At 35.0% G+C, this 21,381-nt stretch carries 21 protein-coding genes; 7 read left to right on the top strand and 14 right to left on the bottom strand.

Annotation, left to right across the window (positions count from 1 at the left end):
* Positions 1-30 precede the first annotated feature (30 nt).
* The 5 genes from rlmD to AC0OM3_RS26390 form a co-directional block, all read right to left on the bottom strand.
* On the bottom strand, positions 31-1,410 hold the full coding sequence (gene rlmD, locus AC0OM3_RS26410) for a 23S rRNA (uracil(1939)-C(5))-methyltransferase RlmD (protein ID WP_474213250.1): 1,380 nt from the start codon (positions 1,408-1,410) through the stop codon (positions 31-33).
* A gap of 10 nt (positions 1,411-1,420) precedes the next feature.
* Positions 1,421-2,284, bottom strand: coding sequence for a DNA-3-methyladenine glycosylase family protein (locus AC0OM3_RS26405; RefSeq protein WP_046945074.1), 864 nt, complete (start codon positions 2,282-2,284; stop codon positions 1,421-1,423).
* A gap of 59 nt (positions 2,285-2,343) precedes the next feature.
* Complete coding sequence (gene pdaA / locus AC0OM3_RS26400) at positions 2,344-3,126, bottom strand: delta-lactam-biosynthetic de-N-acetylase (protein WP_000875957.1); 783 nt, start codon at positions 3,124-3,126, stop codon at positions 2,344-2,346.
* Between the two features lie 126 nt (positions 3,127-3,252).
* Complete coding sequence (gene fumA, locus AC0OM3_RS26395; protein WP_000413523.1) at positions 3,253-4,773, bottom strand: class I fumarate hydratase; 1,521 nt, start codon at positions 4,771-4,773, stop codon at positions 3,253-3,255.
* A gap of 206 nt (positions 4,774-4,979) precedes the next feature.
* Positions 4,980-5,162: an SE1561 family protein gene (locus tag AC0OM3_RS26390; protein WP_000513558.1), complete on the bottom strand. Its 183-nt coding sequence runs from the start codon at positions 5,160-5,162 to the stop codon at positions 4,980-4,982.
* Positions 5,163-5,375: 213 nt separating this feature from the next.
* Here AC0OM3_RS26390 and yfkAB point away from each other — a divergent pair, with 213 nt between their 5' ends.
* Positions 5,376-6,503 (top strand): radical SAM/CxCxxxxC motif protein YfkAB, encoded by a 1,128-nt coding sequence (yfkAB, locus tag AC0OM3_RS26385; protein WP_000156023.1) that lies wholly within the window; start codon positions 5,376-5,378, stop codon positions 6,501-6,503.
* Between the two features lie 35 nt (positions 6,504-6,538).
* Here the strand turns inward: yfkAB and AC0OM3_RS26380 are convergent, their stop codons facing one another.
* On the bottom strand, positions 6,539-7,336 hold the full coding sequence (locus AC0OM3_RS26380; RefSeq protein WP_002163835.1) for a YfkD famly protein: 798 nt from the start codon (positions 7,334-7,336) through the stop codon (positions 6,539-6,541).
* A 79-nt stretch (positions 7,337-7,415) separates the two neighbouring features.
* Positions 7,416-8,471, bottom strand: a complete 1,056-nt coding sequence (gene cax, locus AC0OM3_RS26375; protein WP_000482133.1) for a calcium/proton exchanger — start codon at positions 8,469-8,471, stop codon at positions 7,416-7,418.
* A gap of 177 nt (positions 8,472-8,648) precedes the next feature.
* Between cax and AC0OM3_RS26370 the strand changes: the two genes are divergently transcribed.
* The 3 genes from AC0OM3_RS26370 (at position 8,649) to AC0OM3_RS26360 (ending at position 10,019) form a co-directional block, all read left to right on the top strand.
* On the top strand, positions 8,649-9,065 hold the full coding sequence (locus AC0OM3_RS26370; protein WP_000550220.1) for a pyridoxamine 5'-phosphate oxidase family protein: 417 nt from the start codon (positions 8,649-8,651) through the stop codon (positions 9,063-9,065).
* A 153-nt stretch (positions 9,066-9,218) separates the two neighbouring features.
* Positions 9,219-9,365: a BH0509 family protein gene (locus AC0OM3_RS26365; protein ID WP_000817786.1), complete on the top strand. Its 147-nt coding sequence runs from the start codon at positions 9,219-9,221 to the stop codon at positions 9,363-9,365.
* Positions 9,366-9,590: 225 nt separating this feature from the next.
* Positions 9,591-10,019, top strand: coding sequence for an EamA family transporter (locus AC0OM3_RS26360; protein WP_474213249.1), 429 nt, complete (start codon positions 9,591-9,593; stop codon positions 10,017-10,019).
* Between the two features lie 11 nt (positions 10,020-10,030).
* On the opposite strand, the gene AC0OM3_RS26355 is transcribed toward AC0OM3_RS26360, so the two are convergent.
* Positions 10,031-10,624, bottom strand: a complete 594-nt coding sequence (locus tag AC0OM3_RS26355) for a DedA family protein (protein WP_000434878.1) — start codon at positions 10,622-10,624, stop codon at positions 10,031-10,033.
* Positions 10,625-11,111: 487 nt separating this feature from the next.
* Between AC0OM3_RS26355 and AC0OM3_RS26350 the strand changes: the two genes are divergently transcribed.
* Positions 11,112-13,874: a tetratricopeptide repeat protein gene (locus tag AC0OM3_RS26350; protein WP_000151422.1), complete on the top strand. Its 2,763-nt coding sequence runs from the start codon at positions 11,112-11,114 to the stop codon at positions 13,872-13,874.
* A gap of 37 nt (positions 13,875-13,911) precedes the next feature.
* Here the strand turns inward: AC0OM3_RS26350 and lepB are convergent, their stop codons facing one another.
* The 3 genes from lepB to AC0OM3_RS26335 all read right to left on the bottom strand — a co-directional run bounded on the left by lepB (position 13,912) and on the right by AC0OM3_RS26335 (position 16,371).
* Positions 13,912-14,448 carry a signal peptidase I gene (gene lepB / locus AC0OM3_RS26345; protein WP_002163834.1) on the bottom strand — a complete coding sequence of 179 codons (537 nt, stop codon included), beginning with the start codon at positions 14,446-14,448 and terminating at the stop codon, positions 13,912-13,914.
* 169 nt (positions 14,449-14,617) lie between these two features.
* Positions 14,618-15,298: a lysoplasmalogenase gene (locus AC0OM3_RS26340; RefSeq protein ID WP_001051069.1), complete on the bottom strand. Its 681-nt coding sequence runs from the start codon at positions 15,296-15,298 to the stop codon at positions 14,618-14,620.
* A gap of 122 nt (positions 15,299-15,420) precedes the next feature.
* The gene (locus AC0OM3_RS26335; protein WP_000845712.1) at positions 15,421-16,371 is read right to left on the bottom strand and encodes a DMT family transporter; all 951 of its coding nucleotides are present in this window, start codon (positions 16,369-16,371) and stop codon (positions 15,421-15,423) included.
* 270 nt (positions 16,372-16,641) lie between these two features.
* Here AC0OM3_RS26335 and AC0OM3_RS26330 point away from each other — a divergent pair, with 270 nt between their 5' ends.
* Positions 16,642-18,567, top strand: a complete 1,926-nt coding sequence (locus AC0OM3_RS26330) for a heavy metal translocating P-type ATPase (protein WP_001083757.1) — start codon at positions 16,642-16,644, stop codon at positions 18,565-18,567.
* Positions 18,568-18,898: 331 nt separating this feature from the next.
* Here the strand turns inward: AC0OM3_RS26330 and AC0OM3_RS26325 are convergent, their stop codons facing one another.
* Genes AC0OM3_RS26325 through AC0OM3_RS26315 form a run of 3 tightly spaced genes read right to left on the bottom strand, consistent with a single transcriptional unit; the run spans position 18,899 to position 20,808 of the window.
* Positions 18,899-19,768 (bottom strand): YihY/virulence factor BrkB family protein, encoded by an 870-nt coding sequence (locus tag AC0OM3_RS26325; protein WP_474213248.1) that lies wholly within the window; start codon positions 19,766-19,768, stop codon positions 18,899-18,901.
* Positions 19,769-19,774: 6 nt separating this feature from the next.
* The gene (locus AC0OM3_RS26320) at positions 19,775-20,290 is read right to left on the bottom strand and encodes a DUF4075 domain-containing protein (RefSeq protein WP_474213247.1); all 516 of its coding nucleotides are present in this window, start codon (positions 20,288-20,290) and stop codon (positions 19,775-19,777) included.
* A 53-nt stretch (positions 20,291-20,343) separates the two neighbouring features.
* Positions 20,344-20,808 carry a low molecular weight protein-tyrosine-phosphatase gene (locus tag AC0OM3_RS26315; protein WP_000250913.1) on the bottom strand — a complete coding sequence of 155 codons (465 nt, stop codon included), beginning with the start codon at positions 20,806-20,808 and terminating at the stop codon, positions 20,344-20,346.
* A 174-nt stretch (positions 20,809-20,982) separates the two neighbouring features.
* Between AC0OM3_RS26315 and AC0OM3_RS26310 the strand changes: the two genes are divergently transcribed.
* A complete protein-coding gene (locus AC0OM3_RS26310; protein ID WP_000366196.1) occupies positions 20,983-21,207 on the top strand; it encodes a DUF1128 domain-containing protein in 225 nt (74 codons plus the stop codon).
* Positions 21,208-21,381: the final 174 nt, after the last annotated feature.

Here is a 21,381-nt window from a genome sequence, read left to right as displayed (position 1 = left end):
CCTCATACCATGAGGGAATATTAATAAACTTTACTTTCTAACAAGCTTCACTACATTTTCTACGTGAGCTGTATGCGGGAACATATCAACTGGTTGCACATACTCCACTTCATAGCTCTTCATTAATACTTGTACATCACGTGCTAATGATGAAGGATTACAAGACACATAGACAACTTGTTTCGGCTTCACTTTTAAAATTGTTTCCAGTAATTTATCATCGCAACCTGTACGTGGTGGATCAACAACAATTACATCTGGACGCCATCCTTCTTTTACCCATTTCGGTAACCATTGTTCAGCTTTACCTGCTTCATATTTCGTATTTGTAAATCCGTGACGCTTCGCATTTTTTCTTGCATCTGCAATCGCTTCTGGAATTACATCCATACCACGTACTTCCGCTGCATCATTTGCAAGCCAAAGTCCGATTGTACCAACGCCACAATACGCATCTACAATTTTCTCATTGCCTGTTAAAGCAGCGGCTTTTTTCGCTTCATTGTATAAAACAACCGTTTGTTCTGGATTCAACTGGAAGAATGCACGTGCTGATAATTCAAATGATAAATCACCAAGTGTTTCTTGAATTACTTCTTTTCCAGCCAATTTAAATGTTTTATCACCGAAAATAACAGATGTTTTACGCCAGTTTACATTTTGCATAATTGATTTAACAGCTGGCATCTGTTTTTGTACTTCTGCGATAAATTGCTCTTTATTTGGCAATTCTTCTTTTGTTGTAATAAGTGTAACTTGTACTTCCCCTGTTTGCACTGCAGTACGTGTCACAATTGTACGTACTAAACCTTTTTGCTTTTTCTCATTATAAATAGAAACATTTAACTTTTCTAATATACGTCTTACAACTTTTGTCGCTTCATTCGTTACTTTATGTTGAATCATACAATGAGCAATATCAATTAACTGATGTGAGTTTTGTTTATACAGCCCTGTAATAACCTTTTCGTCTTTACGCCCCACTTGTAGTTGACTCTTATTACGATAATGCCATGGATTTTCCATGCCAAGCGTCGGACGAATTTTCTCTTCCAAACCGTTGTTCATATACTTCTGGAATGCTTGTACAACGATATCACGCTTTTGATTTAGTTGTTCTTTATAGTCTAAATGTTGCAATTGGCAACCGCCGCACTCCTCATATACTGGACACGGTGCTTTCACACGATGCGGTGAAGCTTTACGAACTTTTTTCACTTTCGCTTCAGCGAAGCCACGCTGAATTTTCGTTGTTTCTGCAACAACTTCTTCTCCTGGTAATGCCCCTGGAATGAAAACAACTTGTCTCTTAAAATAACCAACGCCTTCTCCGTTAATCCCAAGACGTTTAATTGTCACAGGAAACGTTTGACCAACTTCCAACTTACTCTCATGTTGCTTTTGTATCATTATTACACCTCTACTCTATACTTTTCCATAAATATAACGCTGCATAACTGCAGTATGGTTCACACTCTTGTTTCACTTTTTCTAAAAATGCATCATCAGGTTTATCATCTAATTGAAATATACCTTGCACTGCACGCTGAATCCCAATGTCCGCTTTCGGGAACATATTTTTCCGTCCAAGCCCAAACATTAAAAAGTTTTGCACTGTCCATGCACCAATTCCCCTAATTGGCAACAATTGTGCTGAAACTTCTTCTTCTGTCCCATTTTCTATACTCGCTAAATTTAATGTACCACTGACAATACTTCGACCTAATCCTACTATATATTCAGCCTTTCGCTGACTAAACTTCTGCTCTCTCAATTCTTCTATTGAAATATTTGCTACTATTTCCGGAGTGGGGAAAAAGAATACACCGTTCTTCTCTGTTCCATACCGTTTCACAAATTGTTCTGTTAACACAGTAGCAAATTTCAAATTTATTTGTTGGTGAATGATACAGCGAAGAAGACAAGCAAAATAATCAAATTCTAAAATAATTGGAGTATAAGCATATATTTCAAATAGTGGACGTAATGATGTGTTTAAAAAATGATTTTGTATATCTTGAAACGGTTCATTCCAATGAAAAATGGCCCTCATTCGTTTCATGACTTTCTCTGGATCTCCTGTCTGACTAGAAATCCAAAACTGTGGATTTTGAACAGTACCAATCCCTTGTAAGCGAACAACAACCTGTTCCTCGTCTATACAAAGCGGGATATAAATAACTTTCTCATCTAATTGAATGACGTTAAGAGGATCAAAAGATAAACGTTTTAATACTTCTTCAAAATGATACGGATACTCTAACGTAACATGTTCGCTCCACATACGTTTCCCCATCCTTTTTACACATCATTATAGCATGAGAAAACCGTAAGCATACATGCTTACGGTTGATTGCTTTTTACTAAGTCATCTAGACTTTTAAAATGATACCCTTTCTCGCGCAAATCATCAATGATTTTCGCAAGTGCTTCTGCATTATCTTTTGATATTGCATGAAGTAATAAAATAGATCCTGGATGAATCATCGTCATAACATTATTATGCGCATATTGCCATCCTCTTTGCTGATCCACTTTCCAATCCAAAAATGCAAGTGACCAAAATACATTATAATAGCCCATTTCTTTCGTAAGAGCTAACGTTCTTTCACTAAATACACCGCGCGGAGGACGTACATATTTCACTTCTTTTTGCCCAGTTACTTTTTTAATTTCTTCCGTTACACTCGTTAATTCTTCACGAAGTTTCTCATCATTTACCGCTGTAAAATCAGGATGACTCCAAGAATGGTTTCCAATAATGTGTCCTTCATCCTTCATTCTTAACAATAAATCTTTTTGTGTTTTAATGTAATGCCCCGTTACAAAGAAAGTTGCTGGTACTTTTTTCTCTTTTAATACATCTAATATTTTCCCGGTGTATCCATTCTCATATCCATTATCAAATGTTAAATAAATATCTTTTTTCTTCGTATCTCCTAAATAAAACCCGCCATTTTTTTGTAGTAAATCTGTATATAACTTTCCTGCATCTGGTACTGTTTCATTTTTAGGACGCGGGATTCCCCAGTTATGTGGAGTATTTGTATAAGCCAGTGCTGAAACTGGAACAAGTGCCATCATAATTGAAAAAATGAGACCGATATATAACCATTTATATTTCATAAATAGTCTCCTTTCCATATATAATCGTACTTGTAGTTTCTGTTGCTACGCATTCTTTCATGCTGAACATGTTTTTCTATATATACCAAAAAATGCATCTCGAATCATTCGAGATGCATTTTTTATTTACTTAAATACTGGCTCTTTAAAGCTAGCTAATTTTTCAAGTGATGTTTTATCAACATCTGCATGTAAGCTATTACCATGAGAGTCCATCGTTACAACTGCTTTAAACCCGTCGATACGTAAATGCCACATTGCTTCTGGAATACCAAATTGTAAGAAATCAACATCTTTCACTTCTTTAATACATTCAGCATAATATTGCGCTGCACCACCGATTGCGTTTAAATATACACCGCCGTGTTCTTCTAAAGCCGCTAATGTTTTCGCACCCATACCGCCTTTTCCAATGACAGCGCGAATACCGAATTTCTTCATAATATCGCCTTGGTAGGGTTCTTCACGAATACTTGTCGTTGGACCTGCCGCTTTAATTTGCCAATTGTCATTTTCATCTTTCACAACAACTGGACCACAGTGGTAAATAATTTGTCCGTTTAAATCTACTGGACAATCATTATCCATTAAATGCTTATGGATTGCGTCACGACCTGTATACATCATGCCATTAATTGTTACAACATCACCAACGCGAAGTTCACGAATTTGCTCTTCTGTAATTGGTGCTTGTAATACAATCTCACGTTGCTCTGTTTTTTCTTGTACTTCATGCTGAAGTGTATCTTCCCCTTCTTGATATAACCAATCCATAATGTCTCCTGTTTCAGGATGGATTTTCACACCAAGGCGACGATATGCCCAGCAATTATACGCAACAGATACATAGAAACTAGCTGGCAAACGATTATAGACGCCAATTTTACAACCAAGTAAAGTTGTTTCTCCGCCAAATCCCATCGTACCAATGCCAAGCTTATTCGCATTTTCTAATACGTACTCTTCAAGATGTTGTAACTCTGGTACTGGATTGACATCATCTAATGTACGGAATAATTGATTTTTTGCTAATTCATAACCTGATGTGCGGTCTCCCCCGATACCAACACCAATTACACCAGCGCTACATCCTTGCCCTTGTGCTTGATATACTGCATGAAGAAGGCATTTACGAATCCCTTCTAAATCACGGCCAGCTCGTCCAAGTCCTTCTAGTTCACACGGTAAGCTATATTGAATATTTTTATTCTCACAGCCACCACCTTTTAGGATTAAACGTGCATCAATATAATCTTTTTCCCATTGTTCAAACTTAATCACCGGTGTACCTGGTCCTAAATTATTTCCACTATTATCTCCAAAAAGAGAATCAACAGAATTGGGACGAAGTTTACCATCTTTTGTCGCCCGCTCAAGCGCATTATAGATAGCTTCCTTCAACTTTAATTGATTCACACCAACTGGTGTATAAATTTTAAACGTTGGCATCCCTGTATCTTGGCAAATCGGCGAGATGTTATCATCAGCCATTTTAATATTATTTGTAATTGTGCCAAGTGCCATCGCAGAACGAGTCCCTGCATTTTCTCGCTCTTTCGCTTGTTGAATCGCACGACGAACATCTTTCGGTAAGTTCGTTGACGTTTCAACAATTAGTTGATACATGCTTTCTTGAAGCTTTTCCATTGTTACTTCCCCCTCAATTGTGAACGCTACCAAAACGTTATGAGCTGAAAATTCAATTGTTATGCTCTTTAGCTATTTATTTGTTTCACGCTATTAGAGCATAAATGAAATTTTTCACAACTTGATTATACCTCTTTTTCTATCGTCCTTCTATTACCCGAACAGAAAAAGGCTACCAAATTGGAATTGGTAGCCTTTTTAATATATTATTCGTCTTTTTTAAATTGCTCACATTTTAATTCTAATTCATCTAACATTGCAAGAAGACGATCTACATCTTCTAATTCTACTTCTTCAGGTTCAATTGTATCAATTACTTCAATGAACATATTTAAACGTTCTTTTAAATATACTAATTGTGTATCTTTATCTTGAATTGCTTTTCCCATGAAGGCACTCTCCTTTTAATTCGAGTTGCTTTTATTATACCGCAAAAACGATTGCTATGGGCATGAAATTTCATCAATTTTGTCACAGTCATCCACTATAATGTAAGCCCTCTCTCTTTTCATGCTAAAAAGTTTCACTTTATAAAAAGCACATATTCTTCTATTATAGAGAATGGACAAATTGTTATTTCAATAGTCAAAGGAGTATTTCATATGACGATATCACAAAAAATGAAGCCGATTACTCCTTCTTACGATCCATGGGAAGCGTATATGGACCTTGAAGAGTACGGCAAACTACTATTAACAAATGTTGAATTTACAACGACGACGTTATGCAATATGCGCTGTGAGCATTGCGCTGTTGGTTACACGTTACAGCCGAAAGACCCAAATCCGCTTCCGATGGATCTTTTATTAAAACGATTAGATGAGATTCCTCATTTACGTTCTTTAAGTATTACTGGCGGAGAACCTATGCTTTCCAAAAAATCCGTCGACAACTATGTAACACCACTCTTAAAATATGCCCATGAACGAGGCGTTCGCACTCAAATCAACTCTAACTTAACTATAGATTTAGCACGTTATGAACAGATTATTCCTTATTTAGACGTATTGCATATCTCTCATAACTGGGGAACAATTGATGACTTCGTTGAAGGCGGATTTGCAATGATGGAGCGTAAGCCTACTTACGAACAACGTGCAAAATTATTCGAAAGAATGATTACAAATAGTAAGGCTTTATCAGATGCAGGTGTACTTGTATCGGCCGAAACAATGCTAAACAAAAGAACTCTACCACATATTGAACATATTCACCGCCAAATCGTCGAAGAGATGGGCTGTAAACGTCATGAAGTTCATCCAATGTATCCAAGTGACTTCGCGAGTAATCTAGAAATTTTAACAAAAGCTGAAATTCGTGATGCGATTGAACATTTACTAGAAATTCGCGATGAAAATGTATGGATGCTATTTGGAACTTTACCTTTCTATGCTTGTAGCGATGACGAGCGAGACATTGCCACATTTAAAAAGTTACAAGAGAGCAAAAATGTAACTGTTCGTAACGATCCAGATGGTCGTTCACGCTTAAATGTAAATATTTTTGATGGCAATATTATCGTTACTGATTTTGGTGATGTTCCACTTCTAGGAAACATACAAACAAACACATTACAAGAAGCGTATGAAAAATGGAGCGCTTCAAAAACAGCAAAATCATTAAGCTGTCACTGTCCTGCAGTAAAATGTCTTGGACCAAATGTTCTTGTAAAAAACAGCTACTATCCGACAGAAGATTTCTTATCAAAAACAGCAAACATTACATTATAAAAAAACGTCAGCTCATAAGCTGACGTTTTTTCATGTTATTGCGAGTGGGAAGAAGAAATGAATTTAAAATACAAATGATCATGAATTGGAATAGCAGCTCCAATTCCTTGAGAAGTAATATTTTTCACAACAAGTCTTTTTTGATTTCCCTTTAATACAAGATACACTTCTCCAAATGTTACTTTTCCTTTTTCATTTACTGCTGGTGTATAAGCGTATAAATATCCGAGTTGACTCGGGCTAATATTATACACACGCTCATGCCCAGTACCATAACCAATGGTCGTTTTAAACGAAAGGGGTAATTGTACTTTTTCAAGTGCTTTGAGAAGCATCATTTTTTTCACATCTGCAGCATCTTTCATATCTGCTGTTAAATCGCCTTCAACCGTCTTTTGTGTTTCTTGCTTATAGCGAAGTGGATATAAACGGTCTCCTCCGCGATTATCATACACATTTCGATTCACTTGTTTATATTCCCAATTAATCGATGTGTCTACTGATTCATAACGTAAAGCCCATTGACCTAAATAAATTTTTGCCCGATACCCTACTGCAAGCGGCGCATTTGAAATTGTCGTTTCATTAAACATCCGAATTAAGTCTGGATTTTCAATTTTAATATTAGCCGTTTTCAATAGCTCTTGAGCAAATTTACTTGGTTGTAAACGTGGCAAATCTTGCGCATCATTTGGAAATGTATTGTCTTTTGAAATATTTAAAACAGATGAAGGCATTTTTGTTCCTACTGTTGTCTTTGCAAAACTCATGTTAGGAAATAATAAAATAAACGAGACCATAGTTGAAAGGCATATGCTGTATACTCGTTTCACCTGTCTGGCTCCTTCCTATGTAGGTATATATACTACTTCGTTTATTGTTTTCTCTGAGCGCAATTGTTATGCCTATTTTTCATAATAAATAAAAACCAATTCCCATAATGACATACGCCGCTAGTAAAGTGCCACCTTCAAACCAGTTTGTATCTCCATCATTGGAAATCGCAATCGTTAAGAAAACGGCTGTAATCATAGACACAAGTTCTGGTATGGTAAATACTAAAGGCATCCTTTGTGCGAAGAACATAGATAGCAATACTAATACAGGAGCAACAAACATAGCGATTTGTAATGTAGAGCCTATTGCAATTTCGACTGCAATATTTACTTTATTTTTATAAGCCATAATAATTGCAGACGCATGTTCCGCTGCATTCCCAACAATTGCAACGATAATAACCCCTATAAATAACTCTGACCAGCCAAATGACTTTGCAACAGTTTCAAAAGTATGCACGAGTGCCTCTGACACATAAGCTACTGCCAGTGTTGCTATCGCTAAAATAAGGAGCGCCTTCCCTTTCGACCACTCTGGCTCTTCTTCATGCGCTACTTCGTCACTTTTATGTTGATATACACCACGGTGCGTAACTAACTTAAATAGTAATGCAGCAAGGTACATGATAATCATAATAATAGAAACACCTATACTTAATTGATACGTCTTGCCAGCGTCCATCTTCATTGAAAAGATCTCTGGAATAACAAAGGCCACAACAACAGCAAATATTAATAAAGCTGAATTATGCCTTGCATCATATACATTAAAACTTTGTCTTTTGTATTTAAGACCTCCAACAAAGAAAGATAACCCTCCTACTAATAATAAATTTCCAAGTACAGAACCCGTTAAAGAAGCTAACACCACTTCAATTAACCCTGCTTGAAGTGCAAAAATTGAAATGATAAGTTCAACAGCATTACCGAAAGTAGCATTTAATAACCCGCCTATTCTAGGACCAGAAACAATTGCTAAACTCTCTGTTGCTCTCCCCATAAAACCAGCTAATGCGATAATCGTAATACAATACACAGCAAACATAATTGTTTCTGGCCAATGAAGTGTTTTTCCAAGCACAGACAGTGGTACACCTATAAGCGCTACTATAAGAAATATTTTATTAAACATGCTTTTTCATCCTTCCATCGTATGTATTTCTCCTCAATATTATTATTATTCTCCTAACTTGTCCGATTTCATCACAATTACGTTTAAAAAATCGGATTGAAGAAAACAGTATGAAAGATATTTAAATTATCTTGTTTAAACAGACAGAATTATAAATTGTGAAAAGGGGTTAAAATTATGCACTTAAAAGAAAAAATCGCAACTATTATTCAAGGTCAACGTACTGGTGTATTATCTACAGTACGAAATGAGAAACCTCATAGCGCCTTTATGATGTTTTTCCATGAAGATTTTGTACTGTATGTTGCAACAGATCGACAATCAAAAAAGATAACAGATATTGAACAAAATCCTAATGTCCATGTACTACTCGGACGAGAAGGGAAAAAATTAGATGAAGATTATATTGAAGTTGAAGGATTGGCTTCAATCGAGGAAGACTCGACATTAAAAAACAAGTTTTGGAATAATAGCTTAAAACGTTGGTTACTCGGCCCTGAAGACCCTAATTACGTACTGATCAAAATCAATCCCGACACAATTTATTACATCGATGGTGCCGGTACGACGGAGCCTGAGTTTTTACGACTATAAAATAAAACAAGCCCCCTTAGGTGGGCTTGTTTTGTCGAAAAGTTCTTTTGAAAAAAACAATAAAATAGGTGGAACTTTCTAAAGATTCTGTTATATAATAGCAGTAACTTAAATAAACTGTATTAAAACAGATTGAGAGGAGAAATAAAATTGATGAAGAGAGAAGAACGCAAAAACATGATTGAGTTTATTGAAAAGAAAAAAGGGATTGAGCGTGACGAATTACTGTTTATGACAGACGATGAAGTAGAACATATTTATAATGTAACGTACTTTTTATATGAGGAAATTGCAGAGTAGTATAATAACCCCCACCTTATTAAAAATATAAGGTGGGGGTTATTTCGTTATTTCGTTATTTCGTTATTTAGCCCACTATTTACAGACAGTAAAACTCCCACCTTAAAATTCAGGTGGAGCAAGAAGTTAAGTTGAAGTCGTGCTTCCTATAAACCTCAATTGCTTCAACCTTATACATGAGAATCATTTTCATGTATAATACTGTAAGATTGGAGGAATTTTACTATGAGTTCGTGGCTCTTATTTGCCCTATTATCAGCAATTGCTGCTGCCCTTGTATCGATTTTTGGAAAGTTTGGTTTAGACGGCATCGATGCAAACGTTGCAACAACAATTCGATCTATTATTATGGCATTATTTATGATAGGCGTTATTATCATACAAGGTAAATTTCAAAATATCGGCGACGTACTGCTAAATAAAAAAGCACTGCTATTTATCACATTAAGTGGGGTTGCAGGTGCTTCGTCATGGCTATTTTATTTTCTTGCCCTCAAAACAGGAAAGGTTTCACAAGTAGCTCCTGTCGATAAATTAAGCGTCGTATTTTCTATCATTCTCGCTATGATTATCCTCGGTGAAAAGTTAAACTTTATGACCGGTGTTGGTGTATTCTTTATTACAGCTGGTGTATTATTTATTGCTTTCAGCTAAAAAAACCGCTATTAGCGGTTTTTCTTTTTCTTTATGTACAACCATACAACACATGTAACAACTGCTGAAATTAATAAAATCCATATTCCATAATGATGTAAACTATACTCAACGAAGCGCCACTTCTCGCCTAACTTCCAGCCAAGCCCAATAAAAACACTTATCCAAATGAGCGCACCACCGTAAGCGTATAAACAAAAACGCCAAAGTGTCAAATTTGATACCCCAGCAAAATATGCTGTTAAATGACGTACTCCCGGTATAAAATAACCAATCATTAAAAGAAATGGCCCATATTTTTCAAATAAAATATGTGTTTTTTCAATGTGATGTTCTTTAATTCTAATTTTCGGCCCATATTTCTTTAAAACAGGGAGCCCAAGTTTTAAACCTAATATGTAGCTTAACGTGATCCCTAACATCGCACCAGCCATCCCACTTAAAAAAGCAGCAGTTCCTGACATAACTCCTTTTGAAACATTATAACCAACAAAGGTCAATAAAAACTCGTCTGGTATCGGTAATCCGACAATCCCACCAGCCAAAGCTATAACAATTCCAAAATAGCCATAATGCGCGATTAACTCGCCAATATGTTGTTCCATTCGGAAGACACATCCTATGCACGATCGTTATTCCACATTGTACCCTTCCTATCTTTAAGGCAAACATGGTATACATATTCACTATACATTGTTTTTATAATGAACTCTACTTCTATTCTTTCCTTTAACAGAGATAAAGTGAAACTTTAATCAGTGGGAGTTTTGTTCATCCTCTACTAATTATTAAACTACGCTAACCTTGCTTCTACAGACATCCCGACTCCCACATAACTCACTTACATTCACCAATTTTGAGATTAGATTCTTACTGCATGCAAATGACCCGATAAAAAATAAAAATTCATATGCGTGTTTTTTTGTTACAATAAAGGAAAGTTACTTTTCGCAACGGTTTAACTCTCAAGAAAAATGATATATCTAGCAAAAACATAGTTTGGTCTATATAATGCAACTTCTACCTATTAAAAGAACATACACCCTTTTACATACAACATCATTTTTCTAAATTATACAGGGGGGAACGAACATGACCATTGAAAATCAATTTATTCAAAAAGTTTACTATAAAACATTTTTAACAGAAGAAACTTCTACTCCTGCATCGGAAGTACTCGGTGAAGCATATATAAATGAATCTAAAAATGAATTCTCCAACATTTCTAATATTCGATTTGCTCAAGGTGAATTTTATTATCAAAATAAAGATTTTGAAGCAGCTATATTTAAATGGGAAAAAGTAAATAATGCTCTTGCACTTTGGGCGACAAAAAATATTGCAGATGCTTATTTTGAACTAGGATTCTTATCAAAGGCAGAAGAAATTTATCAATCTATTCAAACGGAAGATACAACTCTTACGATGGAGGTTTCCTTACAACTTCTTTCTCTTTATATCGAACAAGATCGTTTAGGACTCGCTTTTAAGACGATTAGTGAAGCTGTTGCATTCCAACCGGATTACCCAAATATTACTGCAATTGCACGTTCTTTCTATGAAAAACAAGAAGATTGGAACAACGCTATCGAACTAGCTGTTCAAGAAGGTATTCGAACACAATCTTTACACTGGTTTGATACGTTAATAAATTACATAAACAAAGGATTTACAAAAAATATTAAGCCTGAATATTTCTATGAGTCTTTAAAAGCTCTATATGCTGTTGATCAAGCCCAATTTAAAGAACTTGTTATTGCTCTTTGGAATAGCTATCAACATGAATCCTTATACCTTCCTTGGATTCAAAGTATTAATCATTTATTCTTGCATATTGAAACAGACAATAATGACGATTGGAATGAAATTTGTACTCGCTATCAAGAAACATACTTTGCATTAATTACCGGAAATCACTTTATGCATGAATTAAACGGACTTGTACCAAATTTATTAACAAATTGGTTCAGTTTAACAAAAGCAAAAGATTCTCTAGTTGTCTCTGCAGCAGTGTTAGCATGGAATGAAGTCTCACCTACAACTTTAGAATCATTACTTGTAAAAAGTGCTGGTTCCTTACTTTCTAATACATCAGCTGAAGCAGATGTAAATATGGAAACAGTTTCTCATTTATTCGAAACAATCGCTGTATGGGCTGAGAAAAATGATGTAGATTTAAGTCATCAATTTACGCTACTCGTCCATGAACTATGTGATTTAAATGTCACACCACTACTAATAGCTGGAACTAGCGACCATGATAAAACATCATTTGTTAATTCAATATTGGGAGAGAACATCTTAACTGAAACTTTAACAACTCCTATTCTATTTAAAGACGCTAGTCAAACTGAAATTACAGAATTTACCGAGTTAGATATACGAAATATCTCTAACCTTGATGAATTCCATCAAATAACGTCTACATCTGCTCAGTCAGAACTTGAGAAAAAATGTATAGAAATTAAGCTACCAAGTAGGTTTTTAAGAAAAAATAAGTTTACATTTCTTATTACACCATCCATTCAAGAACAATTGGATAAAAACAATGCATACTTTGAATACTTACAAGCAGCAGATAGCCTTGTTTACGTATTAAATTCTTCTTCACCATTGCATAGTGAAGAAATTGATACGTTAATTTATTTACGTGAACAAGTACCAAACTTACAAATTCACTTCGTATTACATACAAATAATACGACTACTAATGAAAAACTAATTAATAAACTTAAAGCACATTTTCCAGATGCACAATTCTTCCCATACTCTCCTTCGCAAGAGAGTAGCCAGCAACTTGGAGATGTAACAGAATCTATTCTCTCTAATCTTGCAAAACGCGATATAGAAAAAGAACGTATAGAAAAGCTAATATGGTTTACGCAAAAGACAATTGCTTATCTCATAAATGAACGTGTGGAATTAGAAAATACATTAGTAAAATCCGTACGCTGGAATAAACACATCTCAGTGAAACTTACTGGATTTATTAATAACCTTACTGCTCTTGAAAAAGATAAAATTCGCTCTATTACCGAATCCTATCTTTTAATGAAAGAAGAAATTACACGAGATATACATTCTCAAATTCCTGAATTATTACAGAGCTGCTCTGATCTTGTTCAAGAAGATAGTGATTTCAAACTAGTTCATGAAGAATTAAATGCTGCAATGAATGAACGAGTTCAAAAGCATGTACAACAGGTACTTCTTCCTAAATTTACTGGTTCTATTCAAGAATGGATTGAAACAGCACATAATGAATTTATTCAAGCTCAAGCTTATTTAGATGAAATGAGTGAAACATTTAATAAATTATATAAAGAAGAACGTATGAAACTTCCTTGCGATTTCAAATTATTAGATGATTGGAATCGAGATGTTGTACGAATGACAAATCGAATTACAGTAACGAACATCAATATTTTATTACGCTTTACACCGACACAGTTTTTCTTAAAAAGTGCCGGAAAATTATTTGGTAATATGCAAAAAAACCAATCTATGCTCGCCAACAAATATAAACAATATATTGAAACAGAAGACTATACAGAAATTGCTCACACAATTTCAAAACAATTCTTCCTTCAATTTGAAGTATTTGAAGGTGCATTAGAACGTGATATCATGATGTTCTTCAAAGATCCACTTAACATATTGAAACAAAATGTAGATGCAGCTCAACTTGAGATAAAGGAAGACGAGCAAACATTAGCAACGCTAAGAAGCAATCCAGAAACATATCATGATCCTTTGGCGTTATTTAAACTACAATTGCTACAACATAAATTCGTTTTAAGTACTACAAAGAAATATGAAGATACCTTTGTATCTAACGAATCTCCTACTGTTTAACAAAAAAACCAAGCAAACTAAAATTTGCTTGGTTTTTTTACTTTATTATTTTCATATGTTCAAACGGATAATAAACGCCTGCTAACTTTCCTAACACATCTTCTCTATCAATAAAACCTAAACCATTTCTACTATCTTTACTTATTAAGCGATTATCTCCCATAACAAAAATCTTATTTTTAGGAACTGTAATCGGTCCAAAGTCCTCTGTTAAATTCATAAGTTTTTTTTCTGCTTGTTTTTTATTACTATCCAAATACTCTTCATCTTCCACTTCAGAATTTACATATAATTGATCATTTCTCATCTCAATTATATCTCCAGGCAATCCAATCACTCTTTTGACATAAAAATTATCTGTTTTCACAACAATAATGTCTTCTCTCCCATAGCTTTCAAATTGTTTTGCTAACTTATTAACAATCACCTTATCTCCATCTTTCAACGTTGGCCTCATAGATGCTCCTTTTACAGTCGTAGGGAAAAACACAAAAATTTTCGCCAAAAACACCAATAAACATGCAATTGCAATAGTTCCAAAGAATTCACGCCAACGTTTTTTCTTTTGCATCATTTCACCATCTCATCATCTTTTTACTTTTATTATAAATAATACAACTGATGATTTTCTACAAAATTCTTAATTGTAAAACTATAAATTTTAAAATAATAATACTGATCAAATTAAACAAGCAAAAAAGATACCCTCAAAATAGTCTATCCACTATTTTGAGAGTATCTTTTTATAATCCCACATATACAATACACATTTGAGCAGCTACATATGTAAACCAAATCCAAAGTGGCTCATACTTCAATTTACGCCCTCCGATATCTGTCACGCCAATAATGAAATCAGAAATCACAAACAGTAAACCACCAAACGCTGGTATCCACCATATTCCTGTATTTTCATAATATAAGGCGAATGCAAAGCAAGCCATTCCTCCAACCCACAATCCGTAAATTAGAGCTCCTATCGTAAACAATTTATCCTGTTTATCATTTCGGATAAAGAAGAACCATCCTACAATTAGAAAGAGCCCATATACGAGTAAGCCAATCCAAAAACCATTCCACGAAATTCCTGTTTGCAAAAATGCTTTTACATAAAAACAATGAGCAAGAGCGAAAGTAACCATCCCACCAATTAACCTGTGACCAATTGGAATCAGCCCAGCCATAAACAAATCTCCCACAGTGGATAAAGTCATACCAAGTGCAACCCACGTACTATACTCTACAGATGGATCTTGTACCCATATCCAAATTGCACTACCTGTTAAAGAAAAACTAAGAATAAGACGGATTGCTAAAGGTAACGGCATATTATCTTTTGTTCTTTTTGTCTGCCGTATTGCATAAATTGCACCAATTAAAAAAAGAAGTATTTGCCCAATTAACAACACGTAAAGTAGATTCATAATATGTTCTCCTCAATAAATGCTTTTTGTATCTTTTTTCGTTACACTTAGTCTATTATCCTTTTTCTACAAAAAAAAAGAAGAACAGTACTGTTCTTCCATTGTAATCGCTTTTCTGCTCTCTATGCCACTTGTTTTTCTTGCTCCATTTTTTGCTTAGCTGGCGTTCGATTTACCACAATAATTCCCGCGGCTACACACGCTAAACCGAATAGCACAAATGAATGAATTGCTTCACCTAAAATCATGCTCGATAATAATACACCAAATACGGGTATAAAGAACATATACATAGATACTTTTCCAACCTTGTTGTATTTCATAATTGTATTCCAAATGCAAAAACCAGCTGCAGATAAGAAAGATAAATAAATCAGCATAAGTAGTGCATGTAGACTAAATGTAAATGGCATGACTCCAACTTGTAAAGCCCCTATACATAATAATCCTATAGAACCAAACATCATTTGGTATGCTGTCATATAGCCAACATCTAATGTTTTACTACCTTCTTTTGCTAATATGTTTCCATATGAATACAGCATTGCTGCACTAAGAAGTAACAAGCTTCCGATTCCAAAATGAAATGATAAGCTACCATCACTCGGCACATTTACTAAAATGACGCCACAAAAACCAATCGATACCCCAATTATTTTTCTCATATTGAGGGCATCATCTTTATATAAAAAATGGGCGAGTAAAATTTGAAAGAATGATGATGTCCCTGAAATGATAGCTCCTTCAATTCCCGAACTATAACTCATTCCAATATAAAAACAGATATATTGAAGAAACGTTTGGAATAAACCAATTTGTATTAACTGTTTCCCCGTTCCTTTTTTGAAGCTCATATCTTTTCCTAACATTTTAAAGAATAATAAGAGCATGACTCCAGATAAAAGGAAACGATAACCGGCAAATAATATTTGCTCTCCAACTTCTTGTGGTTGAATTCCAAGTTCAACATAACTTAATTTAATAAAAGGAAATGCGCTTCCCCATAAAAAAGTTGCTACTATCGCAGCAATAAATACGCCAATCGGATGGGTAAAAAATTTCTCTGTCTTCACTTGTTGTCTTCCTTTCCGATCTTTTATGAACAATATTCATATATACCAGAGGAATTGCGAAAACACAAGTTTTCCGTTTATACTTGAAACAAAACCGTACCATCTCATAAAAACATATGATATACTATAGAATAATTACAACATAATAACTATTAAAAACAGATTCAACAGAAATGCTGCTATCCATTATGGATGGCAGCTTTCGTCGTTTTATAGGGGTTTCGATTTTGATTATTTTTCTCAATAAGAATTCGGAAGGAGCGAGTAGTAATGAACTCAGAAGTAAAAACGTTACACGCAAAAGAAACAATTTCACATCCCTCTCTATGGGACACATTAAAAAAACATTATGAACTTGTATTTGCAGTAGCATCTGGTATTTTTATTTTAGTTGGTTGGTTATTCACAAAGAACGATGCAATGAATGTAGGTATTACTTGCTATATCCTTGCTTATATAGTTGGTGGATATGCAAAAGCGAAAGAAGGAATTGAAGATACGATTGAAGAAAAAGAGCTAAATGTTGAAATGCTAATGCTCTTTGCAGCTATTGGTGCTGCAATTATTGGCTACTGGGCAGAAGGGGCTATTTTAATCTTCATCTTTGCGCTCAGCGGTGCTATGGAATCTTATACGTTAAGTAAGAGCCAAAAAGAAATTTCCGCTCTTCTTGACTTACAACCTGAAGAAGCATTACGTATTTCCACCGGAACTGAGGAACGTGTTCCTGTTGGAGAGTTACAAATTAACGACATTATTTTAATTAAACCAGGTGAACGTGTTCCTGCTGACGGTACAATTCATAACGGTGAAACAAATATCGATGAGGCAGCAATCACAGGAGAACCTATTCCAAATGAGAAAAGACATGGCGATGAAGTATTTGCCGGTACTGTAAATTTACGTGGTGCTATCGAAGTTAAAATTACGAAGCCGAGCGATCAAACATTATTCCAAAAGATTATCCGTCTCGTCCAAAGTGCACAAAGTGAAAAATCACCATCACAACTATTCATCGAAAAGTTTGAAGGAACATACGTAAAAGGTGTACTACTCGTTGTTGCGCTTATGATGTTCGTTCCTCATTTCTTACTTGACTGGAGCTGGAATGAAACGTTTTATCGCGCTATGATCTTACTTGTAGTCGCATCTCCTTGTGCACTCGTTGCTGCCATTACACCAGCAACGTTATCTGCAATTTCTAACGGAGCGAGAAATGGGATTCTCTTTAAAGGTGGCGTACATTTAGAACGTCTCGCTTCAGTAAAAGCAATCGCCTTTGATAAAACAGGTACATTAACGGAAGGTAAACCTACCGTAACAGATGTATATGTTCGAGAAAATATAACAGAAAAAGAAGTACTTTCTATTACAGCATCCATTGAAAGTCACTCTACACATCCTTTAGCTGAATCTATTGTTAAATATGCACAACATGCGTACGACATTACATTAAAAAAACCAGAAAAGGTTGAAGATGTAACTGGTTTTGGGCTAAAAGGAATATTGGAAAACACTGCTTATAAAATAGGTAAAGCTGATTTTATCGGTGAAGAAACCAAAACATTTCATAATGGTATTTCTGCCTCACTTGAAAAGGAAGGTAAAACTGTCGTTTATATTAGTGATGAAGGAGGCATTCTTGGACTTATCGCTTTAAAAGATACGCTTCGCCAAGAAACAATAGTTGCTATTCGTGAATTGCAAAGCATTGGTGTCGAAGCAATTATGATTACTGGCGATAATGAAGAAACGGCAAAAGCTATTGCCTCTGAAAGTAATATAAAAGAATATTACGCATCATGTTTACCAGAAACAAAAGTTGAAACGATTAAAAAGTTAAAAGAAAAATACGGTACAGTAGCAATGGTCGGAGACGGTATAAATGATGCACCTGCACTAGCTACTGCTAGCATTGGTGTCGCAATGGGAGAAGGAACAGATGTAGCTTTAGAAACTGCGGATGTTGTACTGATGAAAAACGAACTATCTCGTCTTTCTCAAGCGATCCGTCTATCAAAACGAATGAACCGTATTGTGAAGCAAAACGTAATCTTTTCGCTAGCCGTTATTGCCATGCTAATTTGTTCAAACTTCTTGCAATTTTTAGCTCTTCCATTCGGTGTTATTGGCCATGAAGGAAGTACGATTCTTGTCATTTTGAATGGCTTACGATTATTAAAAGGAAGCAAATAAAGTGAAACTTTAATCAGTGGGGGTTTTCTTCATCCCCCACTGATTATCAGCCCTCACCAATCGGACTTTTATGGGCAGCCCGACCCCCACCTAACTTCTTTGCTTTCGCTGAATTTTGAGGTGGGGGTCTTACTGCCCATTAAAAAAAACGGGTCCCTCATAGAGGACCCGTTTTTTTTAATGGTAGCTATTATGTCCGTTCGCACTACTACTCGTTTTATGCTTAGGATGCGAACTGCTCTTTTGTTTATTGTTATTTTTATTGTTGTGATTCTTTTTATTATTACTCATGAAATATCCCCCCTATTCCCTATTATTATGGAACAAGAGGTCATTTTTCATTACGGGAATTATTGTCACCCGTTCTATAATGATGGAGTAAACCATTAATTTCACCGCCAAGTAAAATTACCCATCCAGTTAAGTAAAACCATAACATTAAAATAATAATACCACCGAGACCACCATATGTATTGGCGTAATTCGCAAACTTATCTACATAATAAGCAAATGAGTACGATACCACAATCCATCCTACAGTAGCAAATAACGCCCCTGAAATAACTTCTCTTCTTTTTAACTTTCGATCTGGGGCAAATGTATATAAGAAACTAAACAAAGCAAATAGCACGAAGAAACTCGCTACTAATCGTGTAATGCTCCATACTAAAGAAAAACTATCTGATAAACCGAGTGCTTTAAACACTGCTGCTCCAATAACTTGTCCGAATACCGGAACAATTAACGCAAAGACAATCATAAAAATAATAGCTAATGTAAACACAATTGATAACGCTCTTGTTGTAATAAAAGAACGTGTTTCTTTCACGTCATAAGCGCGGTTAAAAGCATTCATAACCGCATTAACACCATTTGAGGCAAACCATAACATGGATAATAAACCAAATGATAATAAACCACCATTTTGCTGGTTTACAACTTTATCTACATTTACCTCAATTAAGTTCATTGCATCATCTGGTACATAAACCTCTAATAAACTAAGCACATCCTCTGTTTGAATGGGAATAAATCCAAGAAGCGTAATTAAGAAAACGAGCCCAGGAAAAATCGCAAGCAAGAAGAAATAAGCGAGCTGTGCTGCCAAGCCCGCTACATCATCGCGCATCGTCCGGTCATATAAATCTTTACCAAACGAATAAGTACGATTTCTTCTCACCTTTTCTAAAATTTTTCTCATATATGTTTAAACGCTTCTCTTCTCTTCTTTATCTTGCTTTAACTCAATGTACGCTTCAGTTTTTTTTTCCACTGCATTTGAGTCTTTCATAAATAATTCACGCGCTTCTTTCATACCACCATCTTCAGCAACTACTGGCTCTTCTTCTGCTTTTAGCTCATCTACCTTTGGAGATACAGCTTGAATTTCAATCGTTTCTGGCTTTTCTTCTGGCTCAACTTTTTTCTTACTAAAAATTTCTTTCGTTTCTTTTAACGTCTCTACAACAGATGGCGTTAATTTTTTAATTTCTGCTACTTTCGCTTTTACCACATTGAAATCAGCAAGTTCGCGTCCTTTATCTGTAACAGTTTGCACTTTTTCTTTGATCTTTGCATTTTCACCAATTTCAATCATCTTTGTTTTTGCTTTTTCTGCTGTATTTTTTACTTTTTCACGGTTTTCTTTCTTTAACATGGATACAGCTACACCTGCCGCTACACCAATCGCAATGTTTCGAGCAATATTATTTTTCTTTGCCATATTCCTTCACCCTTTCATTTCTTATGTTAGAAAGTATTTCTTTCTAAGCTTCCTCATATTCCTTGTTCATTTCGAATGAAAGCTAATAGCTTTGCACACCCTTCTGTTACAAGGTCATATACTTCTTGGAAATTCCCTGTATAGTAAGGGTCAGGAACGTCTGTCCAGCCACCGTCTGGAACAAAGTCGGACAGCCTACCAATATAGCCTCCAGTTTTACCTAAACTTTTTAAATCTGCTATATTCTTGTTGTCCATGGCAATAATATAATCAAACTTTGTTAAGTCTTCTTTTTCTACTTGCCTTGCTTTAATTCCTTCAAAAGTGACTGCATTTTCTTTTAAAATTTTTTGTGTTCCTTTATGTGGCGGATGGCCAACATGCCAATCTCCAGTTCCTGCAGAATCAATGACAATTTTCTCTTTAAGTCCCTCTTTTACGACAAGATCTCGAAAAATCGCTTCTGCCATCGGAGAACGGCAAATGTTCCCAAGACAAACAAACAATACTTGAACCATATTTTTGTTTCTTCCTTTCTTGGTGCATTTGTTTATATATACTTATAGTATAAACAACCAATTAGTGAATATAAAGGAAATCCCTACTAATTTAATGGGATTGAAAAGATTCATTAACGAAAATGATAAAAAATGTTAAGATAGCCTTATGTTATTTTAAAGGGGGACACTTCGGTGGATTTATCCGTAAAGTCAGAAGAAAACGTTGAATATATGGTCGAAGCTATTAAAGAAAAATTACGTATGGTTAATGCTGGAGCGATGAGAGCTGCTAGTTTTAACGAAGAAATGTACGAAGATTTACGTGACATTTATGATCATGTTATGAAACGTGAAACATTCAGCATTAGTGAAATGCAAGCTATTACAGAAGAATTAGGTACATTAATTAAAAAGTAAAAAAGCCTCTCTTATATGAGGCTCTTTTTTATTTCCAACAAATTCATGACAACTCATCTCTTTCCCTCAACCAACTGTAAAATATTGTACAATAGAAGTAGAACCTCATCTTAGATTTTTTCTCCATACATACTACTCACAAATAATAGCAACACTACCATTGCTAACTGTTTT

The organism is Bacillus sp. FAU20, from assembly GCF_056033865.1.
The sequence above is the reverse complement of the archived record's forward strand: the minus strand, read 5'-3'. Positions and strand labels throughout refer to the sequence as shown.